Annotated in this window: 20 protein-coding genes; 2 read left to right on the plus strand and 18 right to left on the minus strand. The window is 66.6% G+C overall.

All coding sequences use genetic code 11. The features are described 5' to 3' along the window. Positions 1 to 14 precede the first annotated feature (14 nt). The gene (locus tag P73_RS14310) at positions 15 to 2,129 is read right to left on the minus strand and encodes a hydantoinase/oxoprolinase family protein (protein ID WP_052453292.1); all 2,115 of its coding nucleotides are present in this window, start codon (positions 2,127 to 2,129) and stop codon (positions 15 to 17) included. A 328-nt stretch (positions 2,130 to 2,457) separates the two neighbouring features. Here P73_RS14310 and P73_RS14315 point away from each other — a divergent pair, with 328 nt between their 5' ends. Continuing rightward, positions 2,458 to 3,342, plus strand: a complete 885-nt coding sequence (locus P73_RS14315; protein WP_043870089.1) for a LysR family transcriptional regulator — start codon at positions 2,458 to 2,460, stop codon at positions 3,340 to 3,342. A gap of 85 nt (positions 3,343 to 3,427) precedes the next feature. On the opposite strand, the gene P73_RS14320 is transcribed toward P73_RS14315, so the two are convergent. The 13 genes from P73_RS14320 to hisN all read right to left on the minus strand — a co-directional run bounded on the left by P73_RS14320 (position 3,428) and on the right by hisN (position 17,756). Next, a complete protein-coding gene (locus tag P73_RS14320) occupies positions 3,428 to 4,204 on the minus strand; it encodes a MetQ/NlpA family ABC transporter substrate-binding protein (protein WP_043870090.1) in 777 nt (258 codons plus the stop codon). Positions 4,205 to 4,234: 30 nt separating this feature from the next. Further along, positions 4,235 to 4,909 carry a methionine ABC transporter permease gene (locus P73_RS14325; RefSeq protein WP_043870091.1) on the minus strand — a complete coding sequence of 225 codons (675 nt, stop codon included), beginning with the start codon at positions 4,907 to 4,909 and terminating at the stop codon, positions 4,235 to 4,237. Next, positions 4,899 to 5,960 (minus strand): methionine ABC transporter ATP-binding protein, encoded by a 1,062-nt coding sequence (locus P73_RS14330; protein ID WP_043870092.1) that lies wholly within the window; start codon positions 5,958 to 5,960, stop codon positions 4,899 to 4,901. The genes P73_RS14325 and P73_RS14330 overlap by 11 nt, the downstream gene beginning before the upstream one ends. Before the next feature lie 294 nt (positions 5,961 to 6,254). Next, positions 6,255 to 7,001, minus strand: a complete 747-nt coding sequence (eutC, locus tag P73_RS14335) for an ethanolamine ammonia-lyase subunit EutC (protein WP_043870093.1) — start codon at positions 6,999 to 7,001, stop codon at positions 6,255 to 6,257. After that, positions 6,998 to 8,377 (minus strand): ethanolamine ammonia-lyase subunit EutB, encoded by a 1,380-nt coding sequence (locus tag P73_RS14340; protein ID WP_043870094.1) that lies wholly within the window; start codon positions 8,375 to 8,377, stop codon positions 6,998 to 7,000. The genes eutC and P73_RS14340 overlap by 4 nt, the downstream gene beginning before the upstream one ends. Further along, complete coding sequence (locus tag P73_RS14345) at positions 8,377 to 9,321, minus strand: phosphotransferase (RefSeq protein ID WP_082033253.1); 945 nt, start codon at positions 9,319 to 9,321, stop codon at positions 8,377 to 8,379. Before P73_RS14345 ends, P73_RS14340 begins: the two co-directional genes overlap by 1 nt. Continuing rightward, positions 9,318 to 10,247, minus strand: a complete 930-nt coding sequence (locus P73_RS14350; protein WP_043870095.1) for a phosphotransferase family protein — start codon at positions 10,245 to 10,247, stop codon at positions 9,318 to 9,320. The genes P73_RS14345 and P73_RS14350 overlap by 4 nt, the downstream gene beginning before the upstream one ends. Next, entirely contained in the window at positions 10,244 to 11,527 is a 1,284-nt protein-coding gene (locus P73_RS14355) for a Zn-dependent hydrolase (RefSeq protein ID WP_043870096.1), read from the minus strand. Before P73_RS14355 ends, P73_RS14350 begins: the two co-directional genes overlap by 4 nt. Next, positions 11,520 to 13,361 (minus strand): ABC transporter ATP-binding protein, encoded by a 1,842-nt coding sequence (locus P73_RS14360; RefSeq protein WP_043870097.1) that lies wholly within the window; start codon positions 13,359 to 13,361, stop codon positions 11,520 to 11,522. Before P73_RS14360 ends, P73_RS14355 begins: the two co-directional genes overlap by 8 nt. A 1-nt stretch (position 13,362) precedes the next feature. Next, positions 13,363 to 14,274 carry an ABC transporter permease gene (locus P73_RS14365; RefSeq protein WP_043870098.1) on the minus strand — a complete coding sequence of 304 codons (912 nt, stop codon included), beginning with the start codon at positions 14,272 to 14,274 and terminating at the stop codon, positions 13,363 to 13,365. Further along, positions 14,274 to 15,254: an ABC transporter permease gene (locus P73_RS14370; protein WP_043870099.1), complete on the minus strand. Its 981-nt coding sequence runs from the start codon at positions 15,252 to 15,254 to the stop codon at positions 14,274 to 14,276. The genes P73_RS14365 and P73_RS14370 overlap by 1 nt, the downstream gene beginning before the upstream one ends. A 69-nt stretch (positions 15,255 to 15,323) precedes the next feature. Continuing rightward, complete coding sequence (locus P73_RS14375) at positions 15,324 to 16,898, minus strand: ABC transporter substrate-binding protein (protein WP_043870100.1); 1,575 nt, start codon at positions 16,896 to 16,898, stop codon at positions 15,324 to 15,326. A 63-nt stretch (positions 16,899 to 16,961) separates the two neighbouring features. Further along, positions 16,962 to 17,756: a histidinol-phosphatase gene (hisN, locus tag P73_RS14380; protein WP_043870101.1), complete on the minus strand. Its 795-nt coding sequence runs from the start codon at positions 17,754 to 17,756 to the stop codon at positions 16,962 to 16,964. A 266-nt stretch (positions 17,757 to 18,022) separates the two neighbouring features. Here hisN and P73_RS14385 point away from each other — a divergent pair, with 266 nt between their 5' ends. Continuing rightward, the gene (locus P73_RS14385) at positions 18,023 to 18,799 is read left to right on the plus strand and encodes a DeoR/GlpR family DNA-binding transcription regulator (protein ID WP_043870102.1); all 777 of its coding nucleotides are present in this window, start codon (positions 18,023 to 18,025) and stop codon (positions 18,797 to 18,799) included. Positions 18,800 to 18,865: 66 nt separating this feature from the next. Here P73_RS14385 and P73_RS14390 read toward each other — a convergent pair whose 3' ends face one another. The 4 genes from P73_RS14390 to P73_RS14405 all read right to left on the minus strand — a co-directional run bounded on the left by P73_RS14390 (position 18,866) and on the right by P73_RS14405 (position 25,129). After that, complete coding sequence (locus tag P73_RS14390; protein ID WP_043870103.1) at positions 18,866 to 19,903, minus strand: zinc-dependent alcohol dehydrogenase family protein; 1,038 nt, start codon at positions 19,901 to 19,903, stop codon at positions 18,866 to 18,868. 174 nt (positions 19,904 to 20,077) lie between these two features. Continuing rightward, entirely contained in the window at positions 20,078 to 20,581 is a 504-nt protein-coding gene (locus tag P73_RS14395) for an acetone carboxylase subunit gamma (protein ID WP_043870104.1), read from the minus strand. A 62-nt stretch (positions 20,582 to 20,643) separates the two neighbouring features. Further along, positions 20,644 to 22,953, minus strand: a complete 2,310-nt coding sequence (locus P73_RS14400) for a hydantoinase B/oxoprolinase family protein (RefSeq protein ID WP_043870105.1) — start codon at positions 22,951 to 22,953, stop codon at positions 20,644 to 20,646. A 22-nt stretch (positions 22,954 to 22,975) separates the two neighbouring features. Further along, the gene (locus P73_RS14405; protein ID WP_043870106.1) at positions 22,976 to 25,129 is read right to left on the minus strand and encodes a hydantoinase/oxoprolinase family protein; all 2,154 of its coding nucleotides are present in this window, start codon (positions 25,127 to 25,129) and stop codon (positions 22,976 to 22,978) included. Between the last annotated feature and the right edge of the window lie 73 nt (positions 25,130 to 25,202).

Below are 25,202 nucleotides of genomic sequence, written 5' to 3' on the forward strand. Positions count from 1 at the left end.
TCCGTACTGTCGTTTCAGGATTGGTCGAGGGTGACGACGAGGTTGCCGCTTCGATGCACGCGGGCGCGCGCGCCGGGCGGCACGACCAGCGTGGAGACCGGCTCCTCGATGATCGCGGGCCCCTCCACCTCGGATCCGGGCCCCATGAGAGCGCGGGTATAGACGGCGGCCGCGACGCTCTCGCTGCCGAACCGGACCTGCCGCAGGCCCTTCCGCGCCTCCGGCAGCGTGCCGCCGGACGGCGGGGCAAGCAGCCCCGCCGCGTCCGAGGCCGGGGATTGCACCGAGACGCGGATGTTCATGATCTCGATCTCCGAGTCCGGCAGCCGCTGGAAGACGCGGCGATATTCCGCCTCGAACCGCTCCCGGATCACCGGCAGGGATGCGGCATCGAAGGGGCCCGAGGGCAGATCGACGACGAGTTCGAAGCCCTGCCCGACATAGCGGATATCGGCGGCGCGCCGGATCGCCGGCTGCGGCGCGGCGCCCGTCGCGCGGCTGACGGCGGTCGCATCCTCCTCGAGGGCGCGATACTCCGCCTCGAAGGCGTCCCAGTCGAGCTCGTTCAGCGGTGTCGCCACCGAGAGGGAGCGGTCGACGCGCACCGGCGCCACGAGCAGGCCACTGGCCGAGGCGACACCGGCCGAGGGCGGGCAGATCACCTCCCGGATGCCCAGCTTGCCGGCGACCGCACAGCCGTGCAGCGGCCCGCCGCCGCCGGTGGCGAGCAGCGCGTAGCGGCGCGGATCCTTGCCGTTTTCCGCGATATGCATCCGCGCGGCGCTCACCATGTTCTCGTTCACCACGTCATAGATGCCCCAGGCCAGTTCCTCGACCCCGAGGCCGGTCGCCTCGCACAGCGGCGCGAAGGCGTCGCGCGCGATTTCCGGGCTGATCGCGATGGTCCCGTTGGCGAAGGTCTCGGGATCGAGATAGCCCAGCAGCAGCGTGGCATCGGTCACGGTCGGATCGGTCCCGCCACGGCCGTAGCAGGCCGGGCCCGGCGTCGATCCGGCGCTCCGCGGACCGACCTTCAGCAGGCCGACCCCGTCTACCGAGGCGATGGAACCGCCGCCGGCGCCGATCTCGATCAGCTCGATGGTGGTGATGCTGAGCGGCAGGCCGGATTCGGGACGGAAGCGGCGTTCGCGGGCCGCCTCGAACCGATAGGCGATGCTGGGCTCGCCTTCGTCGATCATCGCGAGCTTGGCCGTGGTCCCGCCCATGTCGAAGGCCAGCAGCGAGGCGTGGTCGCTGCGCTCCCCGAAGAAGGCCGCCGACAGCGCCCCGGCCGCGGGACCGGATTCAAGGAGTTGCACCGGCACGCGGCGCGCCTCCTCCACATGGGTGAACCCGCCGCTCGACAGCATCATGAAGATGCCCGCGTCGATGCCGAAGGCGCGGATACGGTCCTCGAGCTCGTTGAGATAGCGCGAAGCCAGAGGTTTGACATAGGCATTGGCGACGGTAGTCGAACTGCGCTCGAACTCCCGGATCTCGGGAACGACTTCGGAAGATATGGAGACGAAAAGACCGGGGAATTCGGCCTCCAGAAGATCGCGCGCCCGGCATTCATGCTCGGGATAGGCATAGGAATGCAGAAAGACGATGGCGACGGAGTCGACGCCATGCTCCACCAGCCGCCGGCCCGCCTCGATCACCGCCGCCTCGTCCAGCGGCTGCACCACCGACCCGTCCGCGGCGACCCGCTCCGGCACGTCGATGCGCAGGCTGCGGCGCACCAGCGGCTCGGGCATGCGGATGAAATTGTCGTAAAGCTCGTACTTGCGCTCGGTCCCGATCTCGAGCACGTCGCGGAAGCCCTGGGTGGTGATCATCCCGGTCTCCGCCCCCTTCCGCTCGATCAGCGCATTGGTGAACAGCGTCGTCGCATGCACGATGCGCCCCACATCGCCGGGGGCCACCTTCTCGCGGGCGAACAGCGTCTCCATCCCGGTCAGCACGCCGGTCGCCGGATCGCCCGGCGTCGTCAGCTCCTTGTGGGAATGGACGGTGCCGTCGCGTTCGTTGTGCAAAACGATATCGGTGAACGTCCCGCCGATGTCGATCCCGAGCGCCCATTGGCCTTGCGGCGGCGCGGATCGGGTGAGCGTCTTGTCTGATGTCACGAAAACCTCCTTGGACAGAGACGGACGGCAGGATGCCGCCCCGGTAGAGCGAAGAATTCGGGCAGGCCGCCGGCGGCCGGAACGGGCAGCACGCCCCCTCCCCGCCGGCACGTCGGTCCCGCGGCCGGGTCCGCCGGAAGTCCGGCAGAGCAGATCCTGTTGAATTCGAGACGAGCCTACGGCAGGCCCGCGCGCCGGGGTAGAACCGTTTCCTTGCATCTGCTGAAGGCAAAGCCTCCTGCCGCGCCGCGATCTGTCCGGCATGTCTGGTCAATCCGGAATTTGCATGATCTGATGGGCTTTCCCGAAGATTGCCCCGGACAGGATGATGGACATCAAGCGCCTGCGCTTCTTTATCGCTGTCGCCGAACTCGGCAGCCTCAGCCGGGCCGCCGACGCGCTCCACATCAGCCAGCCTGCCCTGGGCCTGCACATCCGCACGCTCGAGGAGGAGCTCGACAGGCAGCTCTTCGTCCGGCACAGCCGCGGGGTCGAGATCACGCAGGCGGGGCGGCAACTGCTTCCCCACGCGCGGCGCATCGTGCGCGACGTGGAGGAGACCGTCGAGCTTCTGCGCCCCCGCAAGACGCCCGCCGGCAAGGTGACGGTCGGCGTCGGTCCCGCGATCGACCCGAAGAAGAGTGCCGGGCTGATCGAGCGCGCCTCCGCGCGCTTTCCCGAGATCCGCCTGAACCTCGTCACCGCGCCGAGCGCGACGCTGGTCGACTGGATCGCCGCCGGGCGTCTGGATCTCGCCCTCGTGCATCTGACGGGTGCCCTGCCCTCCGGCATCGGCGCCGAGCCGGTGATGCAGGAGGATATCGTGCTCGTCTCCGCCCGTCCCGACCGGGATGCCGCAGTCACGATCCCCTTCGGCGCCCTCGCCCGGCATCCGGTCGTCCTGCCGCCCGCGCCGCATTCGCTGCGGGCCATGGTGGATGCCGCGGCGCAAGGCGCCGGCATCGGCCTGAATATCCGGTTCGAGATCGAAACGGTCGACGTGATGCTGGAACTGGCGGAACAGGGGATCGCCGGATGTATCGTCTCCCGCAGCGCGCTCAGCGCGCATCCGCGGCCGGAGGCCTTCCTCGTGCAGAAGATCGTCGAGCCGGATCTGGTGCGCGAGGTCTCGCTGATCCGCAGCACGGGCCGCCAGCCGCTTCCGGCCACCGATCTCGTGGCCCGGCTGATCACCGACGTCTATTCCGGGTGAGCCCTGCGCCTTCGGGCGGGAACCGCATATGGAAAACGCGCGGGAGGCTCCCCCGCGCGTTTCGTCCCGTCCCGTACCGGGTCGCTTACCAGGAGGTCAGCACCGTGCCGTGATAGCTGTCCTCGATGAAGGTTTTCACCTCGTCGGAATGGTAGGCGTCGATCAGCGTCTGGACCCAGGGTTGCTCCTCGTCGCCCGTGCGCACCACGATCACGTTCACATAGGGGTTTTCCGCGCTTTCCATCGCGATGGAATCCTCCTTCGGATCGAGGCCGGACGCGATCGCGTAGTTGGTGTTGATCAGCGCCGCATCGAGATCGGCCAGCGAGCGCGGAAGCTGCGCGGCGTCGAGTTCGGTGAACCTCAGGTTCTTCGGGTTGTCGGTGATGTCGAGCACGGTCGGCTTGAGACCGGCCTCCGGGTCGAGGGAGATCACGCCCAGTTGTTGCAGCACCAGCAGCGCGCGGCCGCCGTTCGTCGGATCGTTCGGAATGCCGAAATTCGCCCCGTCCTCGAGCTCGGAGAGCTCGGAAATCTTGTCCGAATAGACGCCCATCGGGGTCGTGATCGTGTTGGCCACCACCGTCAGGTCGAACCCGCGATCCGCCATCTGGTTCTCCAGATAGGGCACATGCTGGAAGGAATTCGCCTCGATGTCGCCATCGGCGAGCGCCTGGTTGGGGATGACGTAGTCGGAGAACTCGACGACGTCGATGTCGAGTCCCATCGGCTTGGCCACCTTGGCCACTTCTTCCATGATCTCGGCATGTTCGCCGGGGGAGACGCCGACCTTGATCTCCTCGGCCAGGGCGGTCGAGGAGATCAGGGCGAGGACGGAGGTCAGGGTCGCGAGACGCTTCATGTTTTCTCTCCTTGAGGTTCTGAGGTCCGGTTACTGTCCGCGCCCTTTCGGGGCGCGCTTGTCCACGCGCGCGGCAATCCATTCCCCGACGGATTGCACGAGCTGCACGAGGACGATGAGGATGAGCACGACCACGGCCATGACTTCGGGCATGAACCGCTGGTAGCCGTAGCGGATGCCGAGATCGCCGAGCCCCTCGCCGCCGACCGCGCCCACCATGGCCGAATAGCCGATCAGGCTCACCACGGCGAGGGTGAGGCCGAGGGTGATCGCGGGCAGGGCCTCGGGGACCAGCACCTTGACGATGATCTGCACCGGCGTGGCGCCCATGGCGCGGGCCGCCTCGATCAGCCCGCTGTCGACTTCGCGGATCGCGTTCTCCACCAGCCGGGCGATGAAGGGTATGGCGGCGATGGTCAGCGGCACGATGGCTGCCGTGGTACCGATGGAGGTGCCCGCCACCATCCGGGTGAAGGGGATGATCGCGACGACGAGGATGATGAAGGGCACGGAGCGCGTCGCGTTGACGACAAGGCCGAGCACCTTGTTCACGAGCGGAGCCGACAGCAGTTCCCCGCGCTGCGACGTGGCGAGGAAGGTGCCGAGCGGCAGGCCGAAGACCGTGCCGATCAGCGCCGAGATCGCCACCATGTAGAGCGTCTGTCCCGTCGCCTCGATCAGCAGGTTGATGAGATTAGCCGACATAGCCGAGCACCTCCGTCATGAGCCCGTGACGTTCGAGATAGGACCGCGCCTCCGCCCCCCGTCCGGCGGGAAGCGAGACGAGCAGATTGCCGAAGGGATGCGTGCCGATCTCCTCGACCGCGCCGGCGAGGATGTTGACCTCGATCCCCAGATCCCGCGCGAGCAGCGCGAGCATCGGATCGGTCGCGTGCTGCCCGGCGAAGGTCACGCGGATCACCTCGTCGCCGCCGCCCGCGGGCAGGCTGTCCGTCAGCCGGTGCCTGATGAATTCGGGCAGCGTGACGCCGGTGACACCGGAGAGGAAGGAGCGCGTGGTGGCGTGTTTCGGCGCGACGAAGACATCGTAGGTCGTGCCATGTTCGACGATCCTGCCGCCGTCGATCACCGCCACATGGCTCGCGATGTCCCGCACCACCGCCATCTCGTGCGTGATCAGCAGGATCGTGAGGCCGAGGTCGCGATTGATGTCCCGCAGCAGCGCGAGAACCGTCTGCGTCGTCTCGGGGTCGAGGGCGGAGGTCGCCTCGTCGGACAGGAGCACCTTCGGCCCCGTAGCCAGCGCACGGGCGATGCCGACGCGCTGCTTCTGCCCGCCGGAAAGCTCGGCGGGGTAGCGGTCCGCCTGCGCCGAGAGGCCCACGCGCGCGATCAGATCGGCGACGCGCGGCGCGATCTGCGCCTTCGGCACGCCCGCGATCTCGAGCGGGAGGGCGATGTTGCCGGCGACGCTGCGCGAGGACAGAAGGTTGAAATGCTGAAAGATCATGCCGACATCGCGCCGGATCGCGCGCAGGGCGGGACCTTTCGCCGTGCCGACATCCTGCCCGCCGACCAGCACGCGGCCGGAGGTCGGGCGCTCGAGCCCGTTCACCATGCGCAGGAGCGTCGATTTCCCGGCGCCGGACCGCCCGATGATGCCCGTGATCGTTCCCGGCGGCACGGTGAGGATCACGTCCTCGAGCGCCGCGACGGTTCCCCCGCCGGGCTTGTCAAAGGCCTTGCCCACGGCCTCGAACACGATCGAGGCGGCATCCGTCTGTTTCTCTGTCATGCTCCGTCCGACCGGCTTTTCTGTATCTTCCCCGTCGTAGAGCGGAGTTTGACCGAAGGTTCAACCCGTCTTCCGCCCGCCCCGCCCCCCGCGCAGGCCACAATTCCCGCCTTTGCCGCCATTTGCTGAAACGCCGCCCTCGCGGGAGCCGCGGCGGACAAAAAAACATATGTGCGGCAAGAGGCGGGCGGAGGATTTTATTTTTCTTTCATCCTTGACGCGACGAATCGTCCCGCCGGCGCCGCGGGGTGCGTTTCCGGAGGTGGCGCGCCGCACACGACGGGCCCATGCCGGTTACCGTTCCGGTATCCGGTCCTTAGCGGAGATCAGGTTCGGGCTTTCATCCTTCAGACCGATCCCCGTCACCCGCCGTTCGCCCGCCTGTGCAATGAGCCAGGCCAGCCGCGCCGCCGCCGCCGTATAGGAGAGCCCGCCGCGGGCGTGGATGTTGGAGACGCAGTTGCGCGCGCTGTCGCGGGTGCCGGGTGCAGGCGCCCATGTGAGATAGGCGCCGAGGCTGTCGGAGACGGTAAGGCCCGGCCGCTCCCCGATGAGGACGAGCACCAGGCGCGCCCCGCAAAGCGCCCCGATCTCGTCGCCGATGGCCACCCGCGCCTGCTCCGCGAGGAACACCGGCGCGCCGCGGGACGCCGCGCAGACGCCGTCCAGGGCCGCGACGAGCGGCGCCGCATGCGCCATCACCGCAGGCGGCGAAAGGCCGTCGGCGATGACGATGGCGAGGGATGGACGGCTTTCCGCGACCTCCGTGCCGCGGGCGAGGCGCCGGCCGAGATCCGGCCGCCTGAGATAGCTGGCGCGATCGGGGGCACGGCTCTGCACGAGCTGGACCGGCCGGTCGAGCGCCGCCGCAAGTCCCGGCCAGTCCGGCCGTTCCGTGATGGCGTCCCGTGCCGCCGCGTGATCCTCCTGAAAGGACAGCAGGCGGTCGAGCGGCACCGGACCGCCCGCGAAATCGAGCCGCACGCGGGAGGGCGTCAGCGCGGCCAGCGCCTCGAGACGGGATTTCAGAGTGCCGTTCATGTGCCGAGCCCCATCTTCTCGAGCAGGCGCGCCGGATCGGGAAGCGCCTGCGCCCGGCCGCCGATGCCGGTCTCCGCCAGCCATGCCGCGAATTCGGGCGCGGGGGCGAGCCCCGAGATCTCGCGCAGATAGGCGATGTCCTCGAAGGCGAGGCTCTGGTAGCCGAGCATCGCGTCGTCGGCCCCCGGCACGGTGATGAGGAAATTCACCCCCGCCGCCACGAGCAGCGTCGCGAGCGTGTCCATGTCGTCCTGATCGGCCTGGACATGGTTCGTGTAGCAGACATCCACCCCCATCGGCAGACCGAGCAGCTTGCCGCAGAAATGGTCCTCGAGCCCGGCGCGGATGATCTGCTTGCCGTCATAGAGATATTCCGGCCCGATGAAGCCCACGACGGTGTTCACGATCATCGGGTCGAAGGCCCGCGCGACGCCGTAGGCGCGCGCCTCAAGCGTCTGCTGGTCGACCCCGTGATGCGCGTCGGCGGAGAGCGCCGCGCCCTGCCCGGTCTCGAAATACATCACGTTCCGTCCGACCGTGCCGCGCCCGGCGGCAAGCCCGGCCTCATGCGCCTCGCGCAGGACCGAAAGCGAGACGCCGAAACCCGCGTTCGCCGCCTCCGTCCCCGCGACCGACTGAAAGATCAGATCGACCGGCGCACCCGCCTCCAGCAGGTCGAGCGCATTCGTCACATGGGTGAGCACGCAGGTCTGGCCGGGAATGTCGAAGCGGGCGCGGATGTCGTCGAGGGCGCAGAGCAGGCCGTGGCAATTCGCGATGTTGTCGGAGGCCGGGTTGATCCCGATCACCGCATCCCCCGCCCCGAAGGCAAGCCCGTCGAGCACCGCGACCGCGATCCCCTTCGGATCGTCGGCCGGATGATTGGGCTGGAGCCGTGTGGCGAGCGTCCCCTTGCGCCCGAGCGTGTTGCGGAAGGCGGTGATCACCTCCGCCTTGCGCGCCACCCGGACGAGATCCTGGTTGCGCATGAGCTTGGACACGGCGGCGACCATCTCCGGCGTGAAGCCGGGCGCGGCCGCGCCGAGGGAAACCGCCGTCGCTGCGGGCGACAGAAGCCAGTCCCGCAGATCCCCCAGCGTCATCGCCGCGAAGGGCGCGAAGGCCGTCCTGTCGTGGCTGTCGATGATGAGCCGCGTCACCTCGTCACGCTCATAGGGCACCACGGCCTCGCTGAGAAAGGCCGTCAGCGGCAGGTCCATCAGCACCCGCCGTGCCGCCACGCGCTCGAGCGCGCTTCCGGCCGCGATGCCCGCGAGTTCGTCGCCCGACCTCGCCGGGGTCGCCGCGGCCAGCACATGCGCGAGCGAGCGGAAGGTGAACCGCTCCCCGCGGGCCGTTGCGCGATAGCCCGCCATCACAGCCTCCGCAGATGCATCGCCCAGTCCGGATGCTCCATGATCGAGCGGGCGCGCATCTTCTTCCACATGCCGTATTTGTGGAAATCGAAATCGAGGCGGGACACGCTCAGCTGCACCATCGACCACAGGCACCATTTCACGTCGGCCAGCGCCTTGTGCACGGTGACACGGGAGACGATGTCGTCGCGGACCTCTCCGAAATACGCCTCGATCAGCTCGCGCTCGCGGCCGGGCGTGAAGAACATCTCCCCGAACCAGATGCCCAGATCGTAGCAGCGGTCGTTCATCGAGGCATATTCATAGTCGATCAGCATGATCGTGCCGTCCTCCCCGATCATGAAATTTCCCGGCATCGGATCGTTGAAGGAGGTGACGAGATCGTAGCCCGAGGCCTCCATCGCCTCCTTCGCGAGGGCGGTGTTGGTCAGCAGCCAGGCGCCGTCGCGATACATCGGCGCGCCGAGCTCCCGCACCTGCCGCAGATGTTCGTCGATCATGTCGAAGACGGTCTTCGTCAGCCCGAGCGCGGGCAGCCCGTGCATCGTCCGATAGGCGGCGATGGCGGCGCGGCAATTGTCGAGCCCGGCGAAATCGCTATGCGTCGAGGGCCGCCGGTCCGGGAGGAAATCGTTGATCTCCACCCCGCGATCCGCGAGGTCGTCATAGACGCGCGGCCCCAGCCCCGCGGCCGCCGCCCTTTGCGACGCCTCGAGCGCGGTCGCGCGGTCGATGAACATCTCCGTACCGTTTCCGGGAACCTTCACGAACCAGTCTCCCGATCCGTCGCGCGCCTGCACGCGCCAGTTCTCGTTCGAGATGCCGCCCGACACCGGACCATAGACCATGCCCGCGCCGCCCCGGAACAGGGGCGCGTCGCGGATCACGCTCTCGATGGTGTCTTCCATGGGATGAGCGGCGCTGCCCAGCGGTTTCATCATCATGCAGCCTCTCCCGTGAGCCGGATCTTCTCTTCGTAAAGCGGATGGGACAGGGCGATGCGCAGGCGCAGAAGCCGCCATTCGCCGTATTTGATCCATTCCACCGACCTGCGTTCGGAGCGATGCGCCATCAGCCGCGCCCAGAGCGCGTGCAGCATGTCGTCGACATGGGACCAGAGCCGCGCGCGGGCGAAACCGGCCTCGTCGAACGCCCCGGCATAGGCGATGTATCCCGCCCGCATGTCGCGCTCGTGATCGGTCACCTCGGCCAGCAGGCAGCCGACATCGTAGAGCGGATCGTTCATCCCGGCGCGGTCGAAATCGACCAGCATCACCTGCCCCTCGGGCCCCGCCATGAGATTGGAGGCGGAACCGTCGTTGCGGCAGGGCGCCGGCACGACACCTTCGGCGAGCCCTTCGGCCATGCCGATGACGCGCCGCAGCCAGAGGATGTCGTCGGGCCGCGCCACGCCCTCCGCCCCGAACGCCGCGATCAGCCGGTCGATCTGCGCGAAAGGGTCGAAGCGCGACGGGATCTCCGGCCCCGCATGGAGCCTGCGCATCGCCGCCATCGCGCCCTCGACCACCTCCGGCCGCTGCAAGCCGTCCTGGCGCAGGGTGATCCAGCCCGGTCCCAGCGCCTCCATCGCGATCGCCCCCATCCCGGCGTCGCTCCAGATCACGCGCGGCCCCGCCCCGGCCTCGCCCGCCATCGTCGCGCAGGCCATCGCCGCGCCAAGGTCGAAACCGTCGCGCATCTCCGGGTGCATCCGCTTCACGAAGGCGCCGCCGGTCAGGACGGACCGGCTCTCGAGCGCTCGGTAGCTCGGGGAGGCCAGCGCGGCGGGCCCGTCCGTCGCGCCCTCCATCGACAGGCCGGCCGCGCGCACGGCCTCGGCCATCATCGCATCGTCGACCAGCACGCTCATGCCCCCTCCGCCGCCAGGTCGAGCGAACCTTTCGCCGTGTCGATCCGCCGGATCATCTCGACGAGGACATCGCCCCCCGCCGCAAGATCCTCGGGCGAGGTATATTCATCGTTGCGGTGGATGACCCCGTTGACGGAGGGCACGGCGACGACGATCGCGGGCAGGATCGCGTTGACCGCCACCGCATCATGGCCGCCGATCGTGTCGAGGCGCATCCGGGGATAGCCGAAGGCATCCGCGGCCGCCTCCGCGAGGGTGACGAGACGGCTGTCGAATTTTCCCGCCGGGCGGCGGTCCACCGACACGATGCCGGCAGTCACGGCCGCCTTTTGCGCAAGCCCCGGCAGGGCCGCGCGCAGTTCGGCCTCCGACCATTCGAGCATCTCCGGCTCCGGCGCACGCAATTCGCAGAAGAGCACCGCCTTGCCGGGCACGATATTGGGCGAGTTCGGAGAGATGTCGACGCGGGCCACGGAGGTATAGAGCGTGTCCGGCGCGGTGTCCGCGAGCTCCCTCACCTTCGCGATGATATGGGCGGCGCCGAGAACGGCGTCGTGACGGTCCTCCATCGGGGTCGGTCCGGTGTGGTTCTGCTCCCCCGTCACCTCGATCCGCAGCTTGAGCGCCCCCCAGTGCCGCACGAAAGGCGCGATGCGGGCACCGGCCTGCTCCATCTTGCTGTCGCCCTCGATATGGATTTCCAGATAGCAGTCTGGCTGGGGCGCCGGGTCGGCGCCCATGTAACCGGTGCGCCGGAGCTCGTCCGCGACGCTCCGGCCCTCGCGATCGGTGCGCGCGAGGGCGAAGTCCCGGCTCACACCGCCGGCGAAGACCGAGGAGCCGAGCAGCGAGGGCTGGAACCGGGCCCCCTCCTCGTTCATCCAGTCGACGATCACGAAATTGCAGCCGGGCGCCTGCCCCCGCGCCGCGAGTTCCCTCCGCCAGGTCTCCACGGCGGCGAGTGCGGCGACGACGCCATAGGCGCCGTCGAACCGCCCGCCCCTGGGCTGGCTGTCGAGATGGGATCCGATCATGACGAGCGGCGCGTCGGGACCGGCGAGCGCGATCCTGCCGTAGAGATTGCCGATATCGTCGACGAGAACCTCGTAGCCGCGCGCGCTCATCTCCCCGGCGAACCAGTCGCGCGCCGCCCTGTGATCGTCGGTGAGCGCCGGACGGTCGACACCGCCGTCCCCCGTGCTGCCGAAATCCGACACCTTGTCCATCAGCTCCTGCAACAGGGTTGCGTCGATGCGGGCGAGATCGAGGGTGTCACTCATGGGAGCTCTCCTTGGAAGCGGTATTGGCATTGAGGAAACAGGCGGCGAGCGCCTGCTCGCCCCGGCTCGTCAGCGCCGGGTTTTCGCGCCGGCAGCGTTCGAAGGCATGCGGGCAGCGCCCGGCAAAGGCGCAGCCGGGCGGCAGGTCGATGGGCGACGGCGGCTCGCCCTCGAGCAGGCAGTCCTCGGGCCGGTAGCGGCGCTCCTCGAGCGTCGGTGCGGCGGACAGCAGGGCGCGGGTATAGGGGTGGCCCGGATCGAAGAACAGGCGCTCGTTCGGCGCGACCTCCACCGTCTCGCCCAGATACATCACGGCGATGCGCGAACAGACGCGGCGCACCATCGTGAGATCGTGGGAGATGAAGATATAGGTGAAGCCGTGCTGCGCCTGAAGCCGCTCGAAGAGGTCGAGCAGCTTGCCCTGCTCGGTCTGGTCGAGCGCGGAGAGGGTCTCGTCCATGATCAGCAGCCGCGGCTCGAGCACCATCGCCCGCGCCACGTTCAGGCGCTGGCGCTGGCCGGCGGAGAGGCCGGTGGGCAGGCTGTCATAGAGGCTGTCGTGCAGCCCGACCTCGCTCATCGCCGTGCGCGCACGCTCGCGCCGTTCCCGGCGCGACCCGATGCCGTGGATCCTGAGCGGTTCCTCGAGGATGGAGCCGATCGCGGATTGCGGCGGCAGCGAGCCGTAGGGATCCTGCAACACGAGCTGGAACCGGCGGCGCAACGCGCGCAGGCGTTTCGGACTGGCCTCCCCGACATTTTCCCCCTCGAAGAAGATCGATCCGGCGTCGGGCCGCTCGAGGCCGGTCAGAAGCCGCATGAGCGAGGATTTCCCGCAGCCGGATTCGCCCACGATGCCGAAATTGTCGCCCGGAAAGACGTCGAATTCGACATTGCGCACCGCCTTCACCAGCGCCCTGCCGCTCTTGCCCTTCGTCTCGTAATGCTTCGCGACGGCGCGCACCGACATGATGGCCTGCCGGTCGCGGTTCTGGCGCAGGTCGCGCCCCTGCTCCCCGCCGGCCCAGAGCGTCGGCAGTTCGGCGATGAGGCCGCGCGTGTAGCCATGTTCCGGCTGCGCCACAAGATCCTTCGGCACCTGACGCTCGACCACTCGCCCGGCGTGGAGCACCATCACCTCGTCGGCGGCATCGCAGGCCACCGGCAGCGAGGAGCAGATGAAGAGGATCGCGGTCGAGAAGTCCTCGTTCAGCTCCCGCATGAGCTTGAGGATCTGGGCGGCCACCGTCACGTCGAGCGGCTGGGTGATATTGTCCGCGATCAGAAGCGCCGGATCGGAGATGAGCGCATCGACGATCATCGCGCGCTGCATCATCCCGCCGGAATACTGGAAGGGATATTCGTGAAAGCGCCGCTCGGCGGAGGGGATCTTCACCGCCTCGAGCAGGCGGATCGCCTTCTTCTTCGCCGCCTCGCCGGAGATGTCGGGCCGCACCGCGCGCAGTTTCTCCACGAGCTGCGCACCGACGGTCATGGTCGGATCGAGCGCGCCCGCCGGATTGCCCCCGACATAGGCGATCTCGCGTCCCGAGAGGCTCCGGGCATGGGCCTTGTCGGTGATGAGATCGCGCCCCTGGAAGAGGATCTCGCCGCCGCTGATCCGGAGCGGCGCGGACAGCCAGCTTGCCAGGGCGCGGGCCAGGACGGTCTTGCCCGATCCGCTCTCGCCGATGACGGAGAGGATCTGGCGCGGCGCGAGATCGAAGCTGATCCCGTCGAGGATGGTCTTCCGCCCTCCCTCCGCCTCCGCCGTGACGGTCAGCTCGCGCACGGACAGGAGCGTTTGCGCGGTCGTTGCCATATCGAGCGACATGTCAGGCACCTCCGTAGATCTTGTTGCGGGCCCGTTCGAGGGCGGCGCCCATCAGGTTGACCGAACTCAGCGTCAGCACGAGGAAGACGCCCGGCATGGTGGCGATCCACCACGCGTTCATGAGGTATTTGCGCCCGTCCGCGATGATGTTGCCGAAGGTCGGGGTCGGCGGCTGGACGCCGAGGCCGAGGAACCCGAGCACGGATTCGAAGATCATCATGCGCGCGATGTCGAGCACCGCGACGAAGGCGACGGGCGGCAGGACCAGCGGCAAAAGGAGCGTGAACATGATCCGCCAGTCCGTCGCCCCGAGCACCATGGCGCCGCGCACGAATTCCTTCTTGCGCTCGGACATCACGGTGGAGCGCATGACGCGGGCATAGACCGGCCAGCCCGCAAGACCGAGCACGAGGATGATCGAGGGGATGGTCGGGCGCGACACGCCCAGGATGGTGATGGCGAGGATGATCATCGGGATCGACAGCTGGGCATCGGTCAGCCGCATCAGCACGGTGTCCACGCGCCCGCCGAAATAGCCCGAGACCAGCCCGACCAGCGCGCCCACCGCGAGCATGAGGACGGTGGTCGAGATCCCGATCAGCAGGGAATACCGCAGGCCGACCAGCGAGCGCGACAGCATGTCCCGGCCGAGCTGGTCCGTCCCCAGCGGGTGCGCCCAGCTCCACCCCTCGCCCATCAGGAGCGGCGGGGTGAGCTTGGCGGAGATGTTCATCTTCGTCGGGTCGATGCCCGAGAACATCGGGTAGAAGACCGCCGCGAGCAGCAGGAGCACGAAGACGACGAGGCCGATCCTGAATTCGATCGAGGCAAAGGCCTCCGACCAGATCCGCGCGGAGATCCTGCGCTCCCTGGCCGGGGCGGAGACGACGGGGGTGAGATCTATGGCACTCATCAGTATTCCAATCTCGGGTCGATGGCCGTCGCGCAGAGATCGACGACGATGTTGATCAGGACGAAGGCGGCGGCGGTCACGATGGCGATGCCCTGGATCAGCGGGAAATCCCTCTGCATGACCGCATTGATGGTCAGCAGGCCCAGGCCGGGGTAGTCGAAAATGAACTCGATCACGAGGACGCCGCCGAGGAGCATCGAAAACTGCACGCCGAGCAGGTTCAGGAGCGGCACGGATGAATTTTTCATCGCGTGGCGAAAGACGATCTGGTTGCGCGTCAGCCCCCGCACCGAGGCCATGTCGATGAAGGACTGGTTCATGACGCCCGCGACCGACACGGTGAGGGTACGGATGATGAAGGGGGCGATCTCGACCGCGAGCACGAGCGCGGGCAGGATCGTGTAGGCGAAGCCGTTGTAGCCGATGGCCGGCAGCAGCTTCAGCTTCACCGACAGCAGCAGCGCGAGCACGATGCCGAGCCAGAAGTTCGGAAGGCTCACGAAGACGGAGGAGAGGTAGAGCGCGAACCGGTCCGGCCAGCGTCCGGGCCTGAGCCCGCCCCAGACCCCGATCGGCACGGCGATGATCAGCGCGAAGACCATGGCAAGAAGCGCGAGTTGCAGGGTCATCGGCGCGGTCTCCGCGATGAGGTCCCACACTTCCGCCCGCTCGCCGCGCGTGCTGTCGTTGAAACTCGCGCCCCCGACCGCCGCACCGTTCGCCGGACGCACGAAACTCTGTCCCAGGTCGCCCTGCACGATCCCGCCGAGGTAGCGGCCGAACTGCACATAGATCGGATCGCGCAGCCCCATGTCCGTGGCGATCTGTTCGATCAGCGCCTCGGGTGCCATGCCACCGGCCATCAGCCGCACGGGATCGCCGGGAACCACCCTGAGCAGGGTGAAGATGAGGGCCGAGACCAGAAGGACGATCAACGCACCCTGCAACAGCCGTCGGACGAGGAATCTCACAATGAACATCGGGCTTCCTTTGTGATGGGTGGCAGGTGAACCGGAGCCCCAGGGGACGGGGGCTCCGGCGGCAGGGCCTCAGCCCATAACGGTCTGGGAGGCGTCCGACATGCCGTCGGGATAGATGAAGAGGTTCTCCACATCGGCGCGCATCCCGTGGATCAGGACGGAGGTGAACAGGCTGAGCGCCGGCACCTTCTCCGCGAGCATCGGCATGAGGTTGGTCTGGAGGCTCTCCTTGCGGGCCTCGAGCGAGGAGGCATTGCGTTCCTCGTCGAGCGCCGCGTCGATCTCCGGGTCCTCGATGCCGCAGATGCGTTTCGAGGTCGAATGGAAATGGGTGCGCAGCACCAGATCGGGTTCGGGCGAGCCGGTGGACCAGCCGCAATCGACCATATGGCCCGGCCCGCCGCCCGGACGGTCGTAGAGCCGTTCGTTCCAGGCCGCGACCTCCATCACGTTCAGCGTCACCGGGAAGCCCTGTTCCTGCAAGAGCGCGGTGATGACCTCGCCATATTCCTTGGTCTTGGGATAGAAGCCGGTGGAGGTGATGTATTCGAGCTCCGGCAGCCCCTCGCCGCCCGGATAGCCCGCCTCGGCCAGCAGGCGCTGGCATTCCTCGGGATCGTATTCCGGGTAATTGTCGAGATCGGTATAGCCGAACTTGATCGGCGAGATGAAGTTGGAGGAGGCCTCTCCCGCCGACCCCATGATCTCCATGATGACGGAGCGGTCGATGGCATGGGCCGCCGCCTTGCGCAGGAGCGGGTTGTCGAAGGGCGGTTTCGAGCAGCGGAACCACAGATACTTGTTCTCGACCGAGACGAGGCGCGAGAGCTTGATGTTCTCCTCGCCCTCGAGCGTTTCGACCTGCTCGGGTTCGAGGCGCTCGATCACATCCGCCTGCCCGTTCATGAGCGACAGCATCCGCGTCGTGGCGTCGCCCACGAAGGAGAAGGTCACGCCGGGGATCTTCGGCGCGCCGCGGAAATACTCGGGGAAGGCCTCCATCACCGTGTCGTTGCCGCGCTGCGCGACGAACTTGAACGGGCCGGTGCCGTTCAGCCGCTGGCTGAGCATCCCGCCCGGACCGTCGGCGATATCCGTGGCCGAGAGCATCGGCAGGTAGGAGGCGAGGAAGATGAAGAGCGAGGCGCCATAGCCGCCCTTGGACGTGTCCACGATCACCGTGTAATTGTCGGGCGTCGTGACCTCGAAGGTCTCCGTCGGCCCCGGATAGACCTGTTTCGGGCGGTCGGGCTGGGCGCCGTATTCAAAGGTCGCCTTCACGTCCGCGGCGGTGAAAGGCTTGCCGTCGTGGAAGGTCACATCGTCGCGCAGCTTGATCTCGAGCGTATGGGCGTCGATCTCGTTGATTTCGGTCGCGAGTTCGTAGACCACCTCGTCGGGATTGTCTGGCCGCATCGGGGCGCGCGTGAGAAAGCCCATGACGAAGCCTTCGATATTCGTCTGCGACAGGGTGGTATGGGCCGTGGGGTCCCAGTTGCCGGTGATGTTCTCCGCCGACAGGAAGGTCAGCGGACGCATGTCCTGCGCATAGGCGGAGCTGAAGAAGAAATCGGGATTGAGGCGCGGCGCGGCCATCGCGGCGCCTGCCATCATGCCGTAACGGAGGAAATTCCGTCTGTCCATTATGTCACTCTCCTGTTGTCGATCCATGCGGATCCGTTGATTGTCGGTAGGGTCGCGCGGTCTTCACGCCGCTTCGTTTGCCCGCAGCGCCGCAAGTTCGCCGAGCATCTGCGCATGCAATTCCGGGGTTGCCGCGGCCAGGACGTCGCCGCCGGAGCCAACGCCCAGCGGATCTCCGTTCCAGTCGCTGATGACACCGCCCGCGCCGCGGATGATCTGGACGACGGGCAGGTAGTCATAGGGTTCGAGGCCCGTCTCCAGCACGAGGTCGCAAAAGCCGGAGGCGAGGAGCATGTAATTGTAGCAATCCCCGCCGAACCGCAGCAGCCGCACCCGCGCGCGCAGCATGTCGAACACGGGCTGTTTCTTGCCGGAGAACAGCATCGGATCGGTCGTGTAGGCCCTCGCGGCGGAGAGCGTGCGACAGGCGCTCGTGCTGACGGGGACGCCGTTGAGGGTCGTCGTCGCGCCCGCGATCCCGCACCAGCGCTCGCCGGTCGCCGGCATGTCCACCTGTCCCAGCCTCGGCTCCCCGTTCTCGAGCAGCGCCATCAGCCCGCCGAAGAGCGGATGCCCCGTCACGAAGCTTTTCGTGCCGTCGATCGGATCGACGACCCAGACATGTTCCCGGTCGAGGTTTTGCACCCCGTGCTCTTCGCCATAGATCCCGTGATCAGGATAGCTCTCGGCGATCCGCTCCCTCAGGAAGGCTTCTATGCTGCGATCCGCGATCGTGACCGGGCTGTCGTCGGCCTTGTGCTCGACGTGCAGGGCTTTGCGGAAATGGGACCGCGCGATGTCGCCGGCACCGTCGGCGGCGCGGTTTGCAAAGTCCAGGGCTTCTCGCAGATCGAGCATTGAGACCTCTTCTGTGGCACAGAGTTACGGCCGGGGCGCGGCCTTGGGTCTCAGGTTGCGGAGAGGGGGCGGATAAATCCACACAAAAGCAACAAATATCCACTCAAAAGCACACATAATCTATTTTTTGAGCGAATTTTGGGGCAAAATGGCGGTTATATGACCGAAATTCGCTCGGATTTCGCCAAATCCACACGCAAACGCACAATCTTGTGGTTTTTCCTGCACCACCTGCTATGGATGGTGCGACGAATGGAGGACGTTTCATGTGGTCGCACGAGCGCCAGTCGCGCATCCTGGAGGAACTGTCACGGGACGGAAAGGTCTACACCAACCGTCTTGCCGATCTGCTGGAGGTCTCGCGCGAGACGATACGCCGGGATTTCCTGGAGCTCGAGGAATGCGGCAACCTGAGGCGCGTCCATGGCGGCGCGGTCCTTTCCGACCGGGAGATCCCGCCGGAACCCGCCTTTTCCGACCGGATGACGGCCAATGCCGAGGCGAAGCGCGCGATCGGACGCCACGCCGCCGGATTGGTCCCGCCCGGCTCGACGCTCTTCATCGACGCCGGCACGACGACACTGGCCTTCGCGCATGAGCTCCTGCTGCTGCGCGACATCCGGATCATCACCAATTCGATCGAGATCGCCCAGCTCGTCGCGCCGCACGACACGCTCGAGGTGCTGCTTTTGGGCGGCAAGCCCCATGTCGAGGTGCCCGCAACCTATGGCGAGCTGACCCTGTCGGAAATCGACCGGTTCCTCGCGGATTTCGCCGTCATCTCTCCCGTCGCCTTCGACGCGACACGCGGCGCGACCGATTACGAGCTGCACGAGGCGGAAGTCGCGCGGAAGATGATCCGCTGTTCGAGGAGCTGCATCATGCTCTGCCACGCCGACAAGCTGTCGACGGAGAGCCGCGTCGCCATCTGCCGCCCGGAGGAGGTCGATCATCTGGTGACGGATGTGAAGGCCGATCCGCGGTTCGCCCTGCCCCGCGGACAGGTCCATTTCGCGGCGGAGGATGAGGCGGCCCCGCGGTAGAGGGCCGCCCCCGGATCGGTGTCGCCCGGCACCCGCCGAACCGGGGCCGGGCGCCGATGCGGCGCGCTAGGCGTTGAGAATGACCTTCATCGCCTTCTCGCGCGCCGCATTGCCGAAGACCTCATAGGCGTCCAGAATGTCGTCGAGCTTGAAACGGTGCGTCACGAGCCGCGCGGGGTCGACCTTGCCCGCGTTCAGCGTCTTCAGCAGCATCGGCGTCGTGTTGGTGCTCACCAGCCCCATGGAGATGTTGATGTTCTTGATCCACAGCTCCTCGATATGCAGTTCGACCGGCTTGCCATGCACGCCCACGTTGGCGATCGCGCCGCCGGCGGAGACGATCTTCTGGCAGGTGTCGAAGGTCGCGGGCACGCCGACCGCCTCGATGGCGACATCGACGCCGAGGCCGTCGGTCATCTCCATGATCCTCTCCACCACATCGTCCACCCCGACCTGGAGCGTGTCGGTCGCGCCGAACTGCTTGGCCAGCTCGAGCCGCGCCGGGTCCATGTCGATCATCACGATCCGTCCGGGAGAGTAGAACTGCGAGGTCAGCAGAACCGACATCCCGACCGGACCGGCCCCGATGATGGCGATGGTGTCGCCCGGTTTCACGTTGCCGTATTGCACGCCGATCTCGAGCCCCGTCGGCAGGATGTCGGACAGCATGACCAGCGCGTCCTCGTCGACCCCGGCGGGCAGCGGATAAAGCGAATTGTCGCCATGCGGGATGCGGACGTATTCGGCCTGGGTTCCGTCGATCATGTGGCCAAGGATCCAGCCGCCGTCCGAGCAATGGGCATAGAGCTGGCGCTTGCAGTTCGCGCATTTCCCGCAGGAGGTGACGCAGGAGATCAGCACCGGATCGCCGGGCTTGAAATTGGCCACGGCCGCGCCGACTTCCTCCACCACGCCGACACCTTCGTGTCCGAGCGTCCGGCCCGGCGTGACGGCGGGCACATCGCCCTTGAGGATGTGCAGGTCGGTGCCGCAGATCGTCGTCTTCGTGATCCGCACGATCACGTCGGTGGGTTTTTCGATGCCCGGTTTTTCCTTTTCAATCCAGTCCTTCTGGCCCGGTCCTTTGTAAACAAGCGCTTTCATCGAAATGCCTCTCGCTATCAGTGTCCTGGGCCGGTCTCCGGCCCCGAGGGCGAGCCTATCACGGCTGTTCCGGCATCGCCTGTCCGGTTTTCGGACAGGGCGGTCCCACGGACAGAGGCGGGAAAAGACGCCGCGCAACCGAAGATGCGCGGCGCCCGTTGCGCAGACGGGGGGTCAGGCCGCCCGCTCGGGGATCTCGAGCCCGAGCCATTCGGTATAGAAGGCGTCGATATCCGGTTCGAAATCATGGATCACCGGATACCAGGGCGTCGGTGCCTCCACATCCAGCAGGTCGCCGGATTTCGGGCAGTAATATTCCCGGATCACCTGCCAGTCGGAGCTGGGCGCCATCAGCCGGGGATAGAGTTCCTCCATCTCCTCCGGCGTCTCGCGCACCCGCATCACCGCGTGCAGCTTCCAGTTCTCGCGCCAGTCGCAGAATTCGTGCCCAGCCTGGGATTTCACCACCCATTTCTTGTCCGAGGGCCGCTGGACGATATAGAGCTTCGGCCCCAGCGGCAGGATGATCCGGTCTTCCCACGGCACCTGTTCCTGAAGGATCTCGATGTATTTGACGAAGCGGTCCGCATCCTTCGGGGTGGACAGCATCGTCTGGAGCGTGTCGCGGTCGATCTTGCCGTCGACCAGGTCCTTGATCTTCGCCTTGGTGTAAGCCATTGGTCTTCTCCTGAAATGTTATGGGCGCCGCCTCCGGGACGTCCGGCGCGGCGCCGCGGATGTCATTCCTCGACGAATTGCACGGTCTTCACGTCCGGCAGATCGGAAAGATCCATCGAGTATTCGCGGCCATAGGACGGGATCGGCAGATCCTCCTCCCTGAGCTGCCAGTCCTCGGGCAGATCCCAGAAGGCGCGGAAGCCCTCCTCCCACTTCGGGCCGAGCTTGAAGCTCGCCGCGAACATCTGCTGCACATGGGTGCCCGCGTCCTTGGCGAGGATGCGCTCGCGTTCACGCGCCATCCAGTCGCGGGTCGGCTGGGCCTTTGCGAGACGATCCTTGCGGATCTTCGCGCGCAGCGCCTCCGTACCTGCGGCATCGGCCGCAAACAGCCCGTCCGCGCCCTTCGTCAGCACGACGCCATAGACCGTCTCCGCAAAGCGTTCGAGCAGATAGCCGCCATTCACGTCCGCAGCCACGGATGCCGGCTCGCGGTCGAGCGGATCGCCAAAGCCCGGACCGCCCCGCATGTAGTTGAGGTAGAGATCGTAGTCCTTGAACATTTCCTCCGTGGTGATCGCCTGCTTGTCGCGCTTGATCCCCGCCGGGTTGACCAGGGCGTCGAAGGTCGGGTTCTGGGGATCTGTATCGCCGCCGAAGGGGATCGGTTCGCCGCTGGCGATCCTTTCCTTGAGGCCCGTGTCATGCGCCGCGAAGCGATAGCCGGATGCCGCCGGATAGCCGCCCATCAGGCCCCAGTCGGAGCTGATATGGCCGTTGCCCATGAAGAACATCGTCCAGTCCTTCGCGTTCCAGACCATGCGCAGCGATTCAAACCCGCAGCCGCCGCGATACTTGCCCGCGCCGCCCGAGCTGGCCTTGATCTGGCGGCCCAGATAGACGAGCGGTTCGGCCAGTTCCCAGATCTCCATGTCGCCCATGTCGCCTTCGGGGTTCCAGATCGCGGCAGCATGGCTGATGCCGTCGGCGATGGCCGAGGCCCCGACACCGTTGGCCGCGCATTCGAAGGAGTTCACCGCATGGATCTCGTCATACTGGTTGAACCCGCCGCCTTGCAGCCAGTTGGAGGTGTTGGCATTCCCGGCGTTGACCTCTTCGAGATAGCCGCGCCCGAAATAGCTGCGCGACAGCCCGCGCCACAGCGCCGTCCACGAGCTGACGAGGAAGTGCCAGCTATAGGCGAAGGCCACGCGCCGGTCGTCGGGGTTCATCCAGGTGCCTTTCGGCAGGCGGAATTCGGTCCCGTAGGCGGCGCCGTCGTTGATCATCTCCGTCGGGATCAGCGTCTGGGTCATCATCACCCAGATGCCTGAGGTGAAGCTCACCGAATGGGCGTTATAGGTGTGCCAGCCCCATCGGCTCGAGCCTTCGAAATCGAGCCGCCAGGTGCCGTTCGGCCGGATCGTCATCTCCGAGGGCGTGTGCATGATCGTGTCGACCTTGGCGAAGTCCGACGGCACGCGCACGTCCTCGTGGCTGTAGGGGACGTCGACGAAACCGACCTGGCGATAGGTGCCGGGGATGGTCATCGCCTTGATGCGGTTTTGCAGGCCGATCCGGCCATGCTCCACCGATTCATAGGCGAATTTCCAATAGGCCTCGATCCCCTCCTCGGCGATCACCTCCTCCACGAGTTTGCGGATCATGTGGCAGCCGGCAACGCGGGTGCGTTCGTCGAGCATCCAGTAGCGCGTGGTGCGCACCGCGCGCTGGCTTTCATGCAGCCAGTCGCGTTTCAGTTCGTCGTTCTCGCCGATCTTGCGGCAGGTCACCGAATAGCCGTCGCCGAAACGCTGGACCTGCCCCGTGGTCATCGAGCCCGGCCCGACCGCGCCGGTGTCGATCACATGGGTGACGCCGCCGACCCAGCCGATCAGCTCGCCCGCGTGGAAGATCGGCACGATCGTGTGGATGTCGCAGGGGTGCACGTTCCCGATGAGGGAGTCGTTGTTGCAGAAGATGTCCTTGTCCTTGATGCCGGGGTTCCGCTCCCAGTCATTTTCGATCATATATTTGATCGCCGCACCCATGGTGCCGACATGGATGATGATCCCCGTCGAGGTCAGGATGCTGTCGCCCGCCGCGTTGTAGAGGGTGAAGCACAGTTCGCCCTCCTGTTCGACGATGGGCGAGGCGGCGATCTTCTTGGCGGTCTCCCGCGCATCCACGACGCCGGCCCGCAGGCGCGAGAACAGCTTGTTGTAGAGGATCGGGCTTTCCTTGTGGAGCGCCCTTTCCGTCAACCCGGCGTAATGCCCGGTGCTTTTGGTCCTGGCCATGATCTCGTCGCGGTGCTGTTTCAGCGTCTGGCCGCCACGGACGATGCCCTTGATTCCGGTTTGCATGTTCATGATGTTTTTCCTCCCTTGGCCGTTACACTTCTTTCAGGTGGAACAGCCGGTGACCGTCGAGCCAGGTTTCGAACCCGCCCGGCACGACGAAGGTGGTGGCGTCGGATTCGATGATGGCCGGACCGGTGATGCGGTTGCCGGGCGTCAGGCTCTCCATCTGGTAGAGCTGCGCATCGACCCATTTGCCCTTGCGGTAGAACTTGCGGGTGCCCAGCCGCGCCTCCTCGGCCGGTGTCGGGCTGCCCTCTTCTTCCTTGGGAATGTTGGGCTTGGGGATCGGCACCGTGCCGCGCATGATCGCACCCGTGATCGAATAGCCCAGCTCCGGCGAGCGTGCTGAGGCGGCATAGACCCGGCCATAGGTGTCGTTGAACGCGTCGACGAGCCGATCCCAGTCCGCCGCGGTCTTTGCCGTTTCGATCGGGCTCTCGATCTCCAGATCGTTGAGCTGGCCGCGATACTGCATCCGGTAGCCGGGTTGCAGCCGCACCTGTTCGCGCGAATAGCCGTTCAGCTCGAACTCCTCGAGCACGCGCTCGGCCAGCTCGTGCCAGGCCTCATTGAGGGTCTTCGCCTCGATCTCCTTGGCGTCCTCCGAGGCGTCCTCCGCGATGTTCACGTCGAGCGACTTGTCGTAGCGGTATTCGAAATCCGCCGCCGCGCAGCCGAAGGCCGAGAAGCCTGCGGCCCAGGCCGGCACGATCACGTCCTCGAAGCCGAGCCCCTCGGTATAGCCATAGGTATGGACCGGCCCCGCGCCGCCGTAGCTGAAGCAGGTGAACGAGGAGGGCGAATAGCCCTTGCCCGAGATCATCGAGCGCAGGTAGTCGCGCAGCTCGCTGTCGAGCAGCTCGATCACCCCGGCCGCCGCTTCCTCGACCGTAAGGCCGAGCGGATCGGCGATCTGCTCCTTCATCGCGTCATAGGCGCGCTGCCGGTCGAGCTTCACCTGCCCGCCGAGGAAATTGTCCGGGTTCAGGTAACCGAGGATGACGTGGCAGTCGGAGATTGTCACCGTGTCGATGCCGCTCTCGGCCCAGCACACGCCGACGCGATAGCCCGCGGAATCCGGCCCGAGCTTGATCGCCTTGGTATAGGGATCGAGGCGGATGAACGAGCCCGCGCCCGCCCCGACCGAGTCGAGCCCGACGAGCGGCAGCGACAGCACGAGCCGCGCCATGTCCGGGTCGTTGTGGATCGTGAGCTCCCCCTGCGTGATCAGCGCCACGTCAAAGGAGGTGCCGCCGATGTCGGAACAGGCGATATTCCTGTAGCCCAGCACCTCGCCGAGGTACTTCGCCCCGATCACGCCGCCGATGGGGCCCGACACGATGGTCCGCGCGAGTTCCTTGGCCTTCCACGAGATCGTGCCGCCATGGGTGGCCATCACGCGGAAATCGAATTTCGAACCGTTCTCCTTGAAGGCGGTCGAGATCTTCTTCAGCGTCTGGCGCGACGGCTCGGCCGCGAAGGCCTCGAGCACGGTGGTGTTGGTGCGGTGGGTTTCCTTGCGCACCGGATAATAGTCGGTCGAGGCGAAAACCGGGATCGTCCTGCCCGCGGCCTCGATCTCCTCGGCCACGATGTCGCGCACCCGGCGCTCATGCGCGGGGTTCTTGTAGCTGTGCAGGAGCGAGATCACGATCCCCTCGACATCCTGCGCGATCAGCTCCCGCGCCGCCTGCCGCGCGGTGTCCTCGCGCAGCGGGATGACCACGTCGCCGAACATGTCCACCCGCTCCATCACCCCGCGCGTCAGGTGACGGGGCACCAGCGGATCGTCGTAATAATGGGTGTTGAGGTGGATGCGGTCCTCATAGGCCATGCCCAGATAGGCCTGACAGGCACGGCCCATGCGGTGGAAATCCTCCATCCCCGCATTGACGATCAGCCCGGTCCTGAGGCCCTTGCGCTGCACCACGCGGTTGAGCATCGCCGTGCCGGAATAGACCCCGGTCTGGATCGAGCCGAGCGCCTCCTCGAGCGACAGGCCCCAGCGCTCCAATCCTTCACGGCTCGATTCGATCAACCCGCGCGCTTCGTTGTCCGGCGTCGACTGCGCCTTGCCGACGACGAATTCCCCGTCGGCATCGACGAAGAAAGTGTCGGTCATGGTTCCGCCCGCGTCGATGCCAAGCACCTGCACGGAACGGCTGTTTTTCTTGTCCAGTGGCACGAAAAACTCCTCCCTTTGCCAAGGTCGCCCCGAAACGGGTGCGGCCGGGTTTCAGGATGGAGGCGCCGTGTCC

The sequence above is a fragment of the Celeribacter indicus genome (assembly GCF_000819565.1).
GTDB classification, from domain to species: domain Bacteria; phylum Pseudomonadota; class Alphaproteobacteria; order Rhodobacterales; family Rhodobacteraceae; genus Celeribacter; species Celeribacter indicus.